The organism is Streptomyces sp. NPDC031225, assembly GCF_055570355.1.
This window is the reverse complement of record NZ_JBVIHJ010000017.1, coordinates 62,140-75,364: the sequence shown is the minus strand read 5'-3', so window position 1 is coordinate 75,364 and position 13,225 is coordinate 62,140. Positions and strand designations below refer to the sequence as shown.

General features: G+C 71.7%; 13 protein-coding genes. 6 read left to right on the top strand and 7 right to left on the bottom strand.

Annotation, left to right across the window (positions count from 1 at the left end; translation table 11 throughout):
• Positions 1 to 116 precede the first annotated feature (116 nt).
• On the top strand, positions 117 to 1,328 hold the full coding sequence (locus ACZ48Z_RS27335; RefSeq protein ID WP_468738532.1) for a 4-hydroxybenzoate 3-monooxygenase: 1,212 nt from the start codon (positions 117 to 119) through the stop codon (positions 1,326 to 1,328).
• A gap of 4 nt (positions 1,329 to 1,332) precedes the next feature.
• Here ACZ48Z_RS27335 and ACZ48Z_RS27330 read toward each other — a convergent pair whose 3' ends face one another.
• Positions 1,333 to 1,692, bottom strand: a complete 360-nt coding sequence (locus ACZ48Z_RS27330; protein WP_468738531.1) for an ArsR/SmtB family transcription factor — start codon at positions 1,690 to 1,692, stop codon at positions 1,333 to 1,335.
• A 63-nt stretch (positions 1,693 to 1,755) separates the two neighbouring features.
• Here ACZ48Z_RS27330 and ACZ48Z_RS27325 point away from each other — a divergent pair, with 63 nt between their 5' ends.
• A complete protein-coding gene (locus tag ACZ48Z_RS27325; protein WP_468738530.1) occupies positions 1,756 to 2,844 on the top strand; it encodes a cation diffusion facilitator family transporter in 1,089 nt (362 codons plus the stop codon).
• 291 nt (positions 2,845 to 3,135) lie between these two features.
• Here the strand turns inward: ACZ48Z_RS27325 and ACZ48Z_RS27320 are convergent, their stop codons facing one another.
• Positions 3,136 to 3,708 (bottom strand): helix-turn-helix domain-containing protein, encoded by a 573-nt coding sequence (locus tag ACZ48Z_RS27320; protein ID WP_468738529.1) that lies wholly within the window; start codon positions 3,706 to 3,708, stop codon positions 3,136 to 3,138.
• 93 nt (positions 3,709 to 3,801) lie between these two features.
• Between ACZ48Z_RS27320 and ACZ48Z_RS27315 the strand changes: the two genes are divergently transcribed.
• Positions 3,802 to 4,659, top strand: coding sequence for an EamA family transporter (locus tag ACZ48Z_RS27315; protein WP_468738528.1), 858 nt, complete (start codon positions 3,802 to 3,804; stop codon positions 4,657 to 4,659).
• Positions 4,660 to 4,782: 123 nt separating this feature from the next.
• Here ACZ48Z_RS27315 and ACZ48Z_RS27310 read toward each other — a convergent pair whose 3' ends face one another.
• The gene (locus ACZ48Z_RS27310; protein ID WP_468738527.1) at positions 4,783 to 5,538 is read right to left on the bottom strand and encodes an acyltransferase; all 756 of its coding nucleotides are present in this window, start codon (positions 5,536 to 5,538) and stop codon (positions 4,783 to 4,785) included.
• Between the two features lie 105 nt (positions 5,539 to 5,643).
• Between ACZ48Z_RS27310 and ACZ48Z_RS27305 the strand changes: the two genes are divergently transcribed.
• Complete coding sequence (locus ACZ48Z_RS27305; RefSeq protein ID WP_468738526.1) at positions 5,644 to 6,177, top strand: gamma carbonic anhydrase family protein; 534 nt, start codon at positions 5,644 to 5,646, stop codon at positions 6,175 to 6,177.
• A gap of 3 nt (positions 6,178 to 6,180) precedes the next feature.
• Here ACZ48Z_RS27305 and ACZ48Z_RS27300 read toward each other — a convergent pair whose 3' ends face one another.
• Together ACZ48Z_RS27300 and ACZ48Z_RS27295 are read right to left on the bottom strand one after the other, a co-directional pair.
• A complete protein-coding gene (locus ACZ48Z_RS27300; RefSeq protein WP_468738525.1) occupies positions 6,181 to 6,831 on the bottom strand; it encodes a DedA family protein in 651 nt (216 codons plus the stop codon).
• A gap of 182 nt (positions 6,832 to 7,013) precedes the next feature.
• The gene (locus ACZ48Z_RS27295) at positions 7,014 to 8,771 is read right to left on the bottom strand and encodes an RICIN domain-containing protein (RefSeq protein ID WP_468738524.1); all 1,758 of its coding nucleotides are present in this window, start codon (positions 8,769 to 8,771) and stop codon (positions 7,014 to 7,016) included.
• 487 nt (positions 8,772 to 9,258) lie between these two features.
• Between ACZ48Z_RS27295 and galU the strand changes: the two genes are divergently transcribed.
• Complete coding sequence (galU, locus tag ACZ48Z_RS27290; RefSeq protein ID WP_468738523.1) at positions 9,259 to 10,209, top strand: UTP--glucose-1-phosphate uridylyltransferase GalU; 951 nt, start codon at positions 9,259 to 9,261, stop codon at positions 10,207 to 10,209.
• Positions 10,210 to 10,395: 186 nt separating this feature from the next.
• Here the strand turns inward: galU and ACZ48Z_RS27285 are convergent, their stop codons facing one another.
• Positions 10,396 to 10,833 (bottom strand): DUF4442 domain-containing protein, encoded by a 438-nt coding sequence (locus tag ACZ48Z_RS27285; RefSeq protein WP_468738655.1) that lies wholly within the window; start codon positions 10,831 to 10,833, stop codon positions 10,396 to 10,398.
• Positions 10,834 to 11,116: 283 nt separating this feature from the next.
• Here ACZ48Z_RS27285 and ACZ48Z_RS27280 point away from each other — a divergent pair, with 283 nt between their 5' ends.
• The gene (locus tag ACZ48Z_RS27280) at positions 11,117 to 12,418 is read left to right on the top strand and encodes an MFS transporter (protein WP_468738522.1); all 1,302 of its coding nucleotides are present in this window, start codon (positions 11,117 to 11,119) and stop codon (positions 12,416 to 12,418) included.
• Here ACZ48Z_RS27280 and ACZ48Z_RS27275 read toward each other — a convergent pair.
• The gene (locus ACZ48Z_RS27275) at positions 12,380 to 13,225 is read right to left on the bottom strand and encodes a spermidine synthase (RefSeq protein ID WP_468738521.1); all 846 of its coding nucleotides are present in this window, start codon (positions 13,223 to 13,225) and stop codon (positions 12,380 to 12,382) included. The genes ACZ48Z_RS27280 and ACZ48Z_RS27275 overlap by 39 nt on opposite strands.

The window sequence follows — 13,225 nt, the reverse complement described above, 5'->3', positions numbered from 1 at the left end:
CCGGCGGACCGGGTGCCTCCGCGTGTGGGTCACCCGGCGCCGTTCCCCCTCCCCCTCCCCCTCCCCCTCCCTCTCCCGCCCTCGCCCGGGCGCCGCGGCGTCGACATAATGACCGGGTGACCTCCCACCCCAACTCCGGTGCCCCACAACGCTTTCCGGTCGTCATCGTCGGTGCCGGGCCCGCCGGGCTGACGGTCGGCAACATCCTGCGGGCGGCGGGCGTGGGCTGTCTCGTTCTGGAGGTGGAGACCCGCGAGTTCATCGAGCAGCGGCCGCGGGCGGGCGTCATCGAGGAGTGGGCCGTACGCGGTCTCCAGCAGCGTGGTCTCGCGGACACCCTCCTGGAACGGGCCCAGTTGCACACCGAGTGCGAGTTCCGCTTCGCAGGCGAGCGCTTCCGCTTCGGCTACGGCGAACTGACGGGGCAGCACCACTTCGTGTATCCGCAGCCGCTGTTGGTGACGGATCTGGTGCGCGAGTACGCCGACGTCCGGGGCGGCGAGATCCGCTTCGGCGTCCGGGACGTCCGCCTGCACGACCTGGAGACGGCCCGGCCCTCCGTGTCGTACACCGATGCCGGGACGGGTGAACGGCATTCGGTGGAGTGCGAGTTCGTGGCGGGCTGCGACGGGGCGCGCGGGGTGAGCCGCAGCGTCCTCCCGGAGACCGCGGACATCGCCCGGCACGACTACGGCATCGGGTGGCTTGCGCTGCTCGCGGAGGCACCGCCGTCCTCCGACTGCGTCCTGTTCGGCATCCATCCCAACGGTTTCGCCGGGCACATGGCCCGCAGCCCCGAGGTCACCCGCTACTACCTGGAGTGCCCGCCGGGCGACGACCCCGAGAACTGGTCCCACGACCGCGTCTGGACCGAACTCCAGCAGCGCCTCGGCGCGGACGGCAGCCCGCCGCTCACCGAGGGCCGACTGATCGAGAAGCGCGTCCTCGACATGCACAACTACGTCGTGGAGCCCATGACGTTCGGCCGTCTCTTCCTCGCCGGCGACGCCGCCCACCTCACCGCGCCGATCGCGGCGAAGGGCATGAACCTCGCCCTGCACGACGCCTTCCTGCTCGGCGACGCTCTCGTCGCCTACCTCGGCAAGGGCGACGGCAGCGGCCTCGACGGCTACTCGGAGGCCTGTCTGCGGCGCGTGTGGGACTACCAGGAGTTCTCCCAGTGGCTCTCCGAGGTCTACCACGGCACCTCTTCGGGCGACGAGTACCGGGCGGGCACCACCTTCGCCCGCCTCCGCCGCCTGTTCACCTCGCCGACCGCGGCCGCCGCCTTCGCCGAGCAGTACCTGGGTACGGCGTCCGCGTACTGATCCCTCAGTCGTGCACCGGACGGTCGCTGAGCCGGTGGTCCGCCACCTTGAGGGCCTCGTCGACGAGTCGGCGCAGGTGGCCGTCGCGCAGCGCGTAGATCACCCTGCGACCTTCCTTGCGCGTGCTCACCAATCCGGCCAGCCGGAGCCGGGCCAGGTGCTGGCTGACGGCGGGACGGGCCGCTCCGCACGCCTCCGTGAGGGTCGTGACGTCGGCCTCCCCGGCGGTCAGGGCGTGCAGCAGGGTGAGGCGGGTGCGGTCGCCGAGAAGAGCGAGGATCTCGGCCGCGAGGGCGAACTGTTCCTCGCCCGGGGTGCGCGGGTGCGTATCGTGCGCAGGTGATAGGTGCATGCGTGCGCTCATACGCACATAATGGCTCCGTGAGTGCGGTACGTCCACTCCCGCGCGCACCGGAAGGAGCACCACGTGAGCGACCACGACCACGGGCATCACCAGGCACACGAGCACGGCCACGACCATCCGCACGCACACGCGCACGAGCACGAACACCCGCATGAGCACCGGCGTCGCGGCGTGCGCCACCGTCTCGCCCATGTCTTCACCCCCCACTCCCACGAGACCGCCGACAAGCTCGACTCCGCCCTGGAGTCCTCCGCCCGCGGCATGCGCGCCCTGTGGGTCTCGCTGGCGGTGCTCGGTGCGACGGCGCTGGCGCAGGCGGTCGTCGTGGCCGTGTCCGGGTCCGTCGCACTGCTCGGGGACACGGCGCACAACGCGGCGGACGCGCTGACCGCCGTACCGCTGGGCATCGCCTTCGTGCTGGGCCGGCGCGCGGCCACCCGCCGTTTCACGTACGGCTACGGGCGGGCCGAGGATCTCGCGGGCATCGTGATCGTGCTGACGATCGCCGCGAGCGCGGCCTTCGCCGGGTGGGCGGCGATCGACCGGCTGCTCGATCCGCGTCCCGTCTCGCACCTGCCGGTGGTGGCCGCGGCCGCGCTGGTGGGCTTCGCGGGGAACGAATGGGTGGCCCGCTACCGCATCCGCGTGGGCCGGGACATCGGCTCGGCGGCACTGGTCGCGGACGGACTGCACGCCCGCACCGACGGGTTCACCTCGCTGGCCGTGCTCCTGGGTGCCGGCGGCTCGGCCGTCGGCTGGCAACTCGCCGACCCGATCGTGGGGTTGGCGATCACCGCCGCGATCGCACTGGTACTGCGGGACGCGGCCCGCGAGGTGTTCCGGCGGGTGCTGGACGCCGTCGATCCCGACCTGGTGGACCGGGCCGAGGACGCGCTGCGGGAGGTGGAAGGGGTGCGCGGGGTAGGAGAGTTGAGGCTGCGCTGGATCGGACACCGGCTCCGCGCGGAGGTGGCCGTCGTGGTGGACGGCGAGATGACGGTGCGTCAGTCGCATGCCGTGGCCGTCGACGCCGAGCACGCTCTGCTGCATGCCGTACCGCGCCTCACTGCCGCGCTCGTCCACGCCGACCCGGCACCGGTACCGGGCGAAACCGATCCCCACCTGACGCTCGCCCATCACGCCGACGCCTGAGGAAACCGACCGCCCCGAGGGCGTCGGGAGCAGGGGCCGCGTGGTCGAAGGGCCCCGATGGGTGCGGCCGCTGACGGCTTCGAGGACAGCGAGGCGGCGCAGGCCGTGGGAGCGAAAGGACGCGGGCAGCGGGAGTTCCGCGTCGGCCGGGCCGTCGACCGCCGCGACCGCGCTCGTCCTTCAGGCCGACGGCAAGGGCCTCGTCATGCACCCTGAGGCCCGCCTTCGCCGTTCCGGGAGTTCGCCGGTTCCCCGCCCGGCGCGGGCCCATCGCGGCACGCCAACAGCCGCTCAGGACGCGGCCGGTACCGAGACCGCCAGCATCCAGCGGGCGGGGGCGTCGCCCCGGTTGGCGTACTCGTGCTCGATGCCCGCCTCGAAGGTGACGCTCGACCCGGCGGGGACCCGGTGCTCGATCCCGTCGACGGTCAGGGTCAATTCACCCTCCGTGACATGCAGGATCTCGACCGTGCCGGCCGGGTGCGGATCCGACCGGCTGGCCTCGCCCGGCATCATCAGCGACTCCCACATCTCCAGGGGTCCCGGGGCCTCCGCGCCCGCGAGCAGCCGGCTCCAGCTGCCCGCCTCCGTACTCCACAGCCGCACCACCTGCTCGGGCGGAACGATCCGGACCCTCGGGCCCTGTTCGTAGTCGAGCAGCGTGGTGATGCTGATCCCGAGCGCGTCGCCGATCTTCACGACCGTGCCGAGGCTCGGGTTGGTCCGGGCCTGTTCGATCTGGATCAGCATGCCGCGACTGACCCCGGCACGGGCGGCGAGCGCGTCCAGGGTGAAGCCGCGCTCGGTCCGCCAGCGTTTGACGTTGCGCGCCAGGGACTGGGTCAGCAGGTCGAGGTCCGCCACGTCACGTCCAATATTTTGTATGACTCGGTCCAACTTGATGAACTACGATGGGGTGCACCCGATCGTTCACCGAACTGTACTGCGAGGTCAGCCGTGACAGCGTTCTTCGCCCTGGCCACGAGCCTCCTGTGGGGCCTGGCCGACTTCGGCGGCGGAGTGCTGACCCGACGGCTTCCGGCGCTCACGGTGGTGGTCGTCTCGCAGGCGATCGCCGCGGCGGTGCTCGGCGCGATCGTGCTGACGACCGGCGGCTGGAGCGAGGCCGGGCCCCGGTTGTGGTTCGCGTTCGGCGCCGGTCTGGCCGGGCCGGTCGCCCTGATCTGCTTCTACAAGGCACTCGCGCTGGGCCCGATGGGAGTCGTCTCCCCGCTCGGCACGCTGAGCGTGGCGGTCCCGGTCGGCATCGGCCTCCTCCTCGGCGAACGCCCCGGGCTGGTGCAGGCCGCGGGCATCGCGGTGGCCGTGACCGGAGTGGTCCTGGCCGGCGGCCCCCAACTGCGGGGCGCTCCCGTACAACGCCGGGCGATCGTCCTGACCCTGATCGCGGCTCTCGGCTTCGGCACCGTCTTCGCCCTGATCGCGGAGGCGTCCACGACCGTCTCCGGCCTCTTCCTGGCCCTGTTCGTACAGCGTGTCGTCAGCGTGACGGTGGGCGGTGCCGCTCTGTACGTCTCCGTGCGGCGGGGCGCCCCGGCCCTCCCCGACACCGGACTCCCCCGGTCGTCGCTTCCGGCGCTCGCCTTCGTCGGCCTCGCGGACGTCGCGGCGAACGGCACGTACGCGGTGGCCGCCCAGCACGGCCCGATCACCGTGGCCGCCGTCCTCGCCTCGCTCTACCCGGTGGTCACCGCCCTGGCCGCCCGCGGCTTCCTCAGCGAGCGGCTGCGGGCACTCCAGGCGGCCGGCGCGGGTCTGGCCCTGCTCGGCACAGTGCTCCTGGCGACGGGCTGAGACCGCCCCCACCCCTTGGGGGCGCGGGGCTGTATCGATGTGCGGCTCCGCCGCGTGGGCGCGACCAGCCCCCACCGGCCCGCAGCCGCTGGACAACCCGACCCGGCACCCCCTTGGGCACCCTCAGTCCAGCTCAGCCAACCTCGCCGCAGCCTCCTCATCCAACCCCGCCAAGGCGCTCAACTGCTCCGCCGTAGCCCCCGGAGGTATCGGCACCGGCGCCGGCGTCCGGAGCGGCGGCTGCCAGCCGTCCTCGGCGGTCCATCGCCGTACGACCCTGGCGGGCGCCCCCGCCACCACCGCGTGGTCCGGCACCACACCCCGGACGACGGCCCCGGCGGCCACGACGACGTTCCGTCCGATCCGCGCACCGGGCAGGATCACCGCCCCGGTACCGATCCAGCAGCCCGGCCCGATCTCCACCGACTCCATCCGCGGCCACTGCTTGCCGATGGGCTCGTGGGGATCGTCGTAGGAGTGGTTGGTGGAGGTGACGTAGACGTACGGCCCGAAGTAGCAGTCGCTGCCGATCGTGACCGTGGTGTCGGCGATGACGTGGCTGCCGCGTCCCAGTACGACCCCGTCGCCGATGCGCAGGATCGGCTCAGGACCCAGGTCCAGGTCGGGCATGAGGCCGGCGGTCAGGGTGACCTGCTCGCCGACGATGCAGTGGGACCCGACATGGATCCACGGCTCACCGAAGACCGTGCCGAGCGGAAAGGCCAGCCGGCTGTGCGCACCCAGCGCGCCGAAACGGAAGCGTCCCGGGTGCTCCGCGGTCACGGAACCCGTGCGCTGCACCCAGGCCCAGCCCGCGTGGACGGCACGCTGGACGAGACGGCCCCGCCAGGATGAGAACGTGTTCTTGCTCTTCGGCACGAGCACACCGTACTGAGCGCACGCCGCCGGTATGAGTGCGAGGGCTTGTGATCTTCGCCCCACCGGGTGACGTACGGTTCGGGATATCCGGAACCAGGAGGCGAAATGGCGCACAAGGCCTTGATCACGGGCATCGGCGGAAGAGAACCGAAGATCGACGGGACGGCCTTCGTGGCGCCGACCGCGTCGGTGATCGGCGACGTGACCCTGGAGGCGGGGGCGAGCCTCTGGTACGGCGCGGTGGCCCGAGGAGACGTAGAACGCATCTCAGTCGGCGCCCGGAGCAACTGCCAGGACAACTCCACCCTGCACGCCGACCCCGGCTTCCCGGTGACGATCGGCGAGCGGGTCTCGGTGGGCCACAACGCGGTCGTGCACGGCGCCACGGTCGAGGACGACTGTCTGATCGGCATGGGCGCGACGGTGCTGAACGGCGCGGTGATCGGAGCGGGTTCCCTGGTGGCGGCGCAGGCACTGGTGCCGCAGGGCATGCGGGTCCCGCCGGGTTCACTGGTGGCGGGCGTACCCGCGAAGGTCAGGCGGGAGCTGACGGACGAGGAGCGGCAGGGAGTGACCCTGAACGGGACGCTCTACGCGGACCTGGCCAAGGCCCACGGCGAGGTGCACGACACGCCGTGACGGTCAGTCGGCGGCCGGGACGGTCTCCGGTTCGGCCGCCTTCGTCTCGGCCGTCACCTTCGCCGCCCTGCGCTTGAGCACGAGCATCGAAGTGAGCCCGATCAACACGGCGAGCACCAACCCGAGCCACGAGAACCGCTTCAGCCACGACTCGGCGACGATGCCCACGTAGTAGATGACCGCGGTCGTCCCGCCGGCCCAGACGATCCCGCCCAGCACGTTGGCGATCAGGAACTTCCAGTACGGCATCCGCAGCACACCGGCGAGCGGCCCCGCGAAGATCCGCAGCAGTGCGACGAAGCGGCCGAAGAACACGGCCCACATGCCCCACTTCTCGAAGGACCGCTCCGCCGTGGCGACATGGCCCTCACTGAAGTGTCTGGGGAACTTGTTGCCGAGCCAGGTGAGCAACGGCCGCCCGCCCTTGCGCCCGATCGCGTAGCCGATGGAGTCACCGACGATCGCCCCGACGCTGGCACACGCACCGAGCACCACGGGATTGATCCCCGCGTGCTGCGAGGACAGCAGCGCCGCCGAGACCAGGATGATCTCGCCGGGCAGCGGAATGCCCAGGCTCTCCAGGCCGATGACCAGGCCCACCAGGGCGTAGACGGCGGCCGGGGGCACGGTGTCGAGCCATTCCTGGACGTGCAACGCCGGTTCCTCCTGAGTCGCGTTCCCGGCGCGCGCCAAGTACCGGCGCACCCCGTGGCAGCCTACCGGGTCGCGTGAACCGACGTCCGAGGCAACAACTCACCCGCCCCGGCCCGCTCGCCCGACCGGGCCGGGGTGCACCGGCGACGGGACCACCGGCCCCGTCATCGTCCGTCCACGGTCTACGGCAGCACGGCCCGAAGGGGCGCCGTGACGGGCGCCGCGAGCGAAGTCACGGTGTCCACGACGGCGGTCACCGCCGACCCGGCCACCTCGACCGGTGCAGCCGGGGCGGAGTCGTCGTGGTCGACCTGGGCGACCCTCGTCCGGTACTGCCCGGACGGGCTTCCTTGCGGGTCCGAGGGCCCGCCGGGGCTCTGGCCGGCACCGGGAGGCGGGGCCGGGGCGAGGTGGGGGGCGAGGGGAGCGCCGTCCGTCCCGCCGGAGGGGCTGCCCGTCTCCGTGTTCTCCGGGTGCTCTGTGTTCTCCGTCCTCGGCGACTGCGTGCCCTGCTGTGTCGGCGCGCTCTCGTCGGCGGACTCCAGATACCAGCGCTGCTCCTTCGTGCCGTCCCGCCCGGTGACGGTCACGATCTCGCCCTTGCCGGGCGCGACCAGCAGCCCCTTGCCCCGGCGCAGCAGCAGTTCGCCGCGCACGGTGAGGTCGTAGTGGGCACCGTCCGCGTGCGCAAGGCAGTCGGCGACCACCACCGTCCGCCTCTCGGCGTCCGAGTCGAGGCAGAGCCCGGGATCCACGGTGCTGCGCAGCAGTCCGTCGTCCTCGTACGCCCACTGCTGGGACCCGGCGGTGGAGCACCTCGCCAGGACGACCTGAACGCCGTCCCCGAGGCGGCCGTCGTGGGTGTCGAGACACAGTCCGATGTCGGCGTTGCGGAGTCTGCCGTGACCGACCTGGACAGGGTTGCCCACGGAGGCGGCCGACGGGGATCCGGCCTCCTGGGACACGTCCGACGGGCTCGGCCGGACGGTGTTGTTGCTGACCGCTCCCCAGGTGGCGCCGGTCGTGGGCACACCACCGTCGTCGGTCCAGCCCTTGGCTACGAGCACCGTGCCGAGCAGGGCGAGGGAGGTCAGTCCGGCGCCCACCAGTACGGCACGGGCGTGCCTGCGGGGCTGGGCGAGGAGGCCGGCGGTGGCGGGCCGGTGGCGTCCGCCGGGCCGGGGACGGGCCGGGCCGTGGAGGTCCGCCTCCGGCTGGCCCGCGGCACGCGCGGGACGCGATTCCAGATAGCGGTGGGCACCCCAGCCGAGCACCGTCTCGGCGAGCAGTACCTCAAGACCGCCCTCGAAATGACTGAGCTGTTCGGCCGCGTGACGGCAGTACCGGCATTCCGTCAGATGTTCCCGCACATCGGGCAAGAGATCTCCGCCCCGGCGAATCGGGACATCCAGGAGACGGTTGTAGAAACGGCATTCACTGGTCGGTGCGAGTTCCCGGTGGGCACGCACGCATCCGGTACGGAATTGCTCGCGGGCCTGATCCAGCGCGGCGGTGGCACGGGCGGCGTCGACACCCAACAGACCGGCCGGCACCGAAATATTTTCGGCCTCGACCTCGACATGCCACAGCAGGCATTGAGAGGCCCCCGGAAGGGCCCGGAATGCGCGCTCGGCGAGCAGTCGCCTTTCGGGGGTGACGGACCTCGCCGCACGCAGACCACGACCGCCGATCGTCTTGCGGAGTTCCGGAAGTACGGCTGACACCTCGTCATCGGCGGCCCACTCCTTGACGAACTCCCTTACCGCCGTCAGCAGTTGTGGGCGCAAAGCCCCGTCACCCGCCCGGCCGAGCACCCGATGGAAAGCCGCGGCAGCCGCCATTGACGCCGAACCCGACCAAGAGGCGAGGCAGATGACCGCGTATTCGTACGTCGGCCGCCAGTGCCGCGCCATCAACAGGGCGACGGCATGACCGTCCACACTGTTCTCCCCGAGCCTGGCCAGGAGATTACGGTCGGACTCCCCCGGGCTCGCTCCGGGACGTGGGGGGTAGGGGGGTCGTGGAGGGTAAGCGGATTGCACTGGACCAATTCCTTCCAGGCCGCAGGACGCCATGGGTAATGCGCGTCCTCGGAAAGCAGGTGCCTGATTGGTGCATACCTATGCCGCGTCAGTTCCGACGCCGCTATCGGGGGCGCTCACCTTCGCACAATTGCTGCACAGCTAACAAGAAGTACGAGTGACCCATGTTCAAAAAGATGCCACTTCAGAAAAGTTACCGGGGGTAGCAGCACCCGTATTCGAAATAAGCGGGGGTGTCACCTTCGGGTTGTGCACGTCCGGCGAATGGTTGGCACACGAAATCTTCAAATTCCGGGCCCGTCCGGCGCATCCGACCCATCCGTCCACAGGAAGCTCCCAGGCGTCTCCCGGTGCGCTCTCATCCCGGTGACGCAGCATGATCCACATGATCGTCCCCCACACGACAGACACCCCCGCCCCCGTCCGCACGGTCCGCAAGGCGGTCGTCCCGGCCGCCGGGCTCGGCACCCGGTTCCTGCCGGCGACCAAGGCGACGCCGAAGGAGATGCTGCCGGTCGTCGACAAGCCGGCCATCCAGTACGTCGTCGAAGAGGCCGCCGCGGCCGGACTCGACGACGTCCTGATGGTCACCGGCCGCCACAAGCGGGCCATCGAGGACCACTTCGACAACGCCTTCGAACTGGAGCAGGCCCTCGCGGCCAAGGGCGACGCGGTGCGCCTGGACGCCGTACGTGACCCTGCGCGCCTGGCCAACATCCACCACATCCGCCAGGGCGAGCCCCTCGGCCTCGGCCACGCGGTGCTCTGCGCCCGTCGCCACGTCGGCGACCAGCCCTTCGCCGTCCTCCTCGGCGACGACCTGATCGACCCGCGCGAGACCCTGCTCAGCACGATGCTCGACGTCCGCGACCGGTACTCCGGAAGCGTGGTCGCCCTCATGGAGGTACCGCGTGAGCAGATCCACCTCTACGGCTGCGCGGCGGTGGAGCAGACCGAGGACAAGGGCGTGGTGCGCGTGACCGGACTCGTGGAGAAGCCCTCCCCCGAATCGGCTCCCAGCGCCTACGCGGTCATCGGCCGCTATGTCCTCGACCCCGTGGTCTTCGACGTCCTGGACCGCACGCCGCCGGGCCGCGGCGGCGAGATCCAGCTCACCGACGCACTCCAGGACCTCGCGGCCGACGGCACGGTCCACGGCGTCGTCTTCGACGGCCTGCGCTACGACACCGGCGACAAGGCGGACTACCTGCGCACCGTGGTCCGTCTGGCCTGCGAGCGCGACGACCTCGGCCCCGAGTTCATCGGCTGGCTGAAGGAGTTCGTGGCGGGGCTGGAGAGCGGCCAGGGTGCGGAGTGGCAACGGCCGGCGGCCTGAGCCCCGGACACGGGCTGGTGGGTAGGGATGGCCCCGCCGCGACGGGAACGCGGGTGCCCGGACGGGTATCCGCACCGCCCGGGCATCCGCCCCGAAGGTTTGCCGGGCACCCGGGCCTCATCCACGCGACCAGTCAGCCACACAGTCACTCGACCGGTCAGCCACTGATCCGCGCCCGCGTCAGGCTCAGCCGTTCGGCCGCAGGGTCCACACCACGGTCATCTCGCCCGTGACCGCCCCGTCCTCGCGGCGGATCTCGATCGTGACCGGGAACTCGGGGCGCTCCCCGGCGTCCAGCTGGGCCACGACCTCGGTGGCCGGGCGGCCCAGGGTCGCCGTGGCGGTGACCGGACCCATCGCGAGCTTGCGGTAGGCGATCTCCGCCTTGACGGCGAGCGGGACCGCGCGCGAGAGCTGGTCGCCGAACGCGGCCAGGACGATCGCGCCACTGGCCGACTCGCCGAGCGTGAACATCGCCCCGGCGTGCGGTCCGCCCACGTGGTTGTGGAACTCACCCTGGTCGGGCAGGGCGACCACGGCCTTCTCCGGACTCGTCTCCACGAACTCGAGGTTCAGGGTCCGGGCCATGGGCACGGTGGCGGCGAGCATCTCGCCGATGGACATCTGGTCTGCGCTCATGAACGCGACGTTACCCACGAGTAGCACGCGCTGACCAGGCCCTGCGCAGGTGATCACCGTCTCGTCACCGCAGAGCTCACCGGCACTCGGCAGCCATCGATCGCCCGGCGCCCCCAGCGACCGTCGACCGCCTCGTCGTCGACCCGGCAGTCAGGGACCGCCGAGAGACCGGCGGTTTCCCAGGCGCGATGCCCGGCGACATCGCCGACGCGCGATCTGGCCTGCAATCGGTTTGGCAGGGCAGGCGTCCGGCGGCGATAGTCGGCCGGTGACCCCCTCCGCCGACTCCTCCCGCCGCGCCCGCGGGCCCGCCTGGGCGAACCGCAACTACAGCCTGCTGACCACCGCAGCGTTCGTGACGAACCTCGGCAGCAACGGTGCCCTGATCGCCGCCGCCTTCGCGGTGCTGGAGGCGGGCGGCGACAGCGGCGACGTGGGCCTGGTGGCGGCCGCGCGCACGCTCCCGCTGGTGGTGTTCCTGCTGATCGGCGGTGCGGTGGCGGACCGGCTGCCCCGACACCGGGTGATGGTCGCGGCCAACACCCTCAACTGCCTGTCCCAGGGCGCGTTCGCCCTCCTGGTCCTGGCCGGCGAACCCCGGCTGTGGCAGATGATGATGCTGACCGCGCTCGGCGGCACGGGCCACGCGTTCTTCAGCCCGGCGGCCGAGGGCATGCTGCTGTCCTCGGTGAGCGGTGAACAGGCCGGCCGGGCCTTTGCGGTGTTCCGGATGGCGATGCAGGGCGCCGCGCTGGGCGGTGCGGCACTCGGCGGTGCGCTGGTCGCCGCGGCCGGTCCGGGCTGGGTGCTCGCGGCGGACGCGGTGGCGTTCGCGGTCGCCGGTTCGCTGCGCGCCTTCCTCGACGTCGGCCACATCCCGGCCCGGGAACCGGGCGTCGGCATACTCGCCGACCTGCGCGAAGGCTGGCGGGAGGTCGCGGGCCGGCCCTGGCTGTGGGGCATCGTGGTCCAGTTCTCCATGGCCAACGCGGTCCTGGGTGCCGCCGACGCGGTGTACGGCCCGCTCGTCGCCCGCGACAATCTGGGCGGGGCGGGCCCCTGGGGCGTGGCCCTCGGTTTCTTCGGCGCGGGCACGGTCGTCGGTGCCCTGCTCATGACCCGCTGGAAACCGCACCGGCTGCTGTTCGTGGGCATCCTGTGCGTGTTCCCGATGGCCCTGCCGTCCGCCGCGCTCGCCGTACCGGTGTCGGTGCCCCTCCTGTGCACGGCGATGTTCCTGGCCGGCGCGACCGTCGAGGTGTTCGGGGTCTCCTGGATGACCGCCCTGCACCAGGAGATACCGGAGGACAAGCTCTCCCGCGTCTCGGCCTACGACTGGTTCGGCTCGGTCGCTCTCATGCCGCTCGCGGCGGCGCTGGCGGGCCCCGCGGAGTCGGCGTTCGGGCGTGCCGCGGCCCTGTGGGGCTGCTCGGGCCTGATCGTCGTGGTCACGGCGGCCGTCCTGTGCGTACCGGACGTCCGCCACCTGCACCGCGGGACCAAGCAGGTCACCCGGGGCGTGGCGAACGGCTCAGCCGATACCGAACGCCCCGTCGGGGGGCTCGGGTGACGCCACGGCGTCCTCGTCCCGCACCGGGCGGGCCCCGCCGATGAACTGCCGCAGCCCGGCCCCGTGTTCCACCCGCGCGGGAAAGGCGTCCGCTGCCGTACGCCGGGTCAGGGCGGCCGTGTCGAGGGGCAGGTGCGCGGCGACGAGGACCGCGTTCCCGAACCGCCGTCCCCGCAGCACACCGGGTTCGGCGATCAGCACGAGCTCCTCGAACACCTCGGCGAAATTGGCGAGTTGGGACCGGAGAAACGCGAAGGGCGCGGAGTCGGCGAGGTTGGCGAGATAGACGCCGTCGCCCCGGAGCACCCGTGCGGCTTCCCGGGCGTACTCCAGGGAGGTCAAATGCGCCGGCACCCTGGATCCCCCGAAGACATCGGCGACGAGCGCGTCGGCCGAGTCCGCCGGGGACTTTTCCAGCCACTCCCGGGCATCGGCCGCGTGCACCGCGATCGCCGCCCCCTCCGGAAGTGGCAGCTGCTCGACGACCAGCTCCAGCAGGCCCCGGTCGAACTCGACGACGTCCTGTCGCGACCCCGGCCGGGTGGCGGCCAGATACCGCGGCAGCGTCAGCCCGCCCCCACCGAGGTGTACGACGTCCAGCGCCCGCCCCGCCTCCGCGACGAGGTCCAGCGCATGCCCGAGCCGCCGGGCGTACTCGAACTCAAGATGCGTCGGCTCGTCGAGATCGACGTAGGACTGCGGAGCCCCGTCCACGGTCAGCAACCAGGCCCGCTCCCGGTCGACGTCGGGCATGAGCTTGGCGAAGCCGAAGTCGGTGGCTTTGGCGACGGGTATCGAGTGGTTCAC

Excerpts from the sequence above, each read along its gene's own strand:
- ACZ48Z_RS27330 (WP_468738531.1), bottom strand. The coding sequence starts at position 1,692 with ATGAGCGCACGCATGCACCTATCACCTGCGCACGATACGCACCCGCGC.
- ACZ48Z_RS27305 (WP_468738526.1), top strand. The coding sequence starts at position 5,644 with ATGGCGCACAAGGCCTTGATCACGGGCATCGGCGGAAGAGAACCGAAG.
- galU (WP_468738523.1), top strand. The coding sequence starts at position 9,259 with ATGATCGTCCCCCACACGACAGACACCCCCGCCCCCGTCCGCACGGTC.
- ACZ48Z_RS27285 (WP_468738655.1), bottom strand. The coding sequence starts at position 10,833 with ATGTCCATCGGCGAGATGCTCGCCGCCACCGTGCCCATGGCCCGGACC.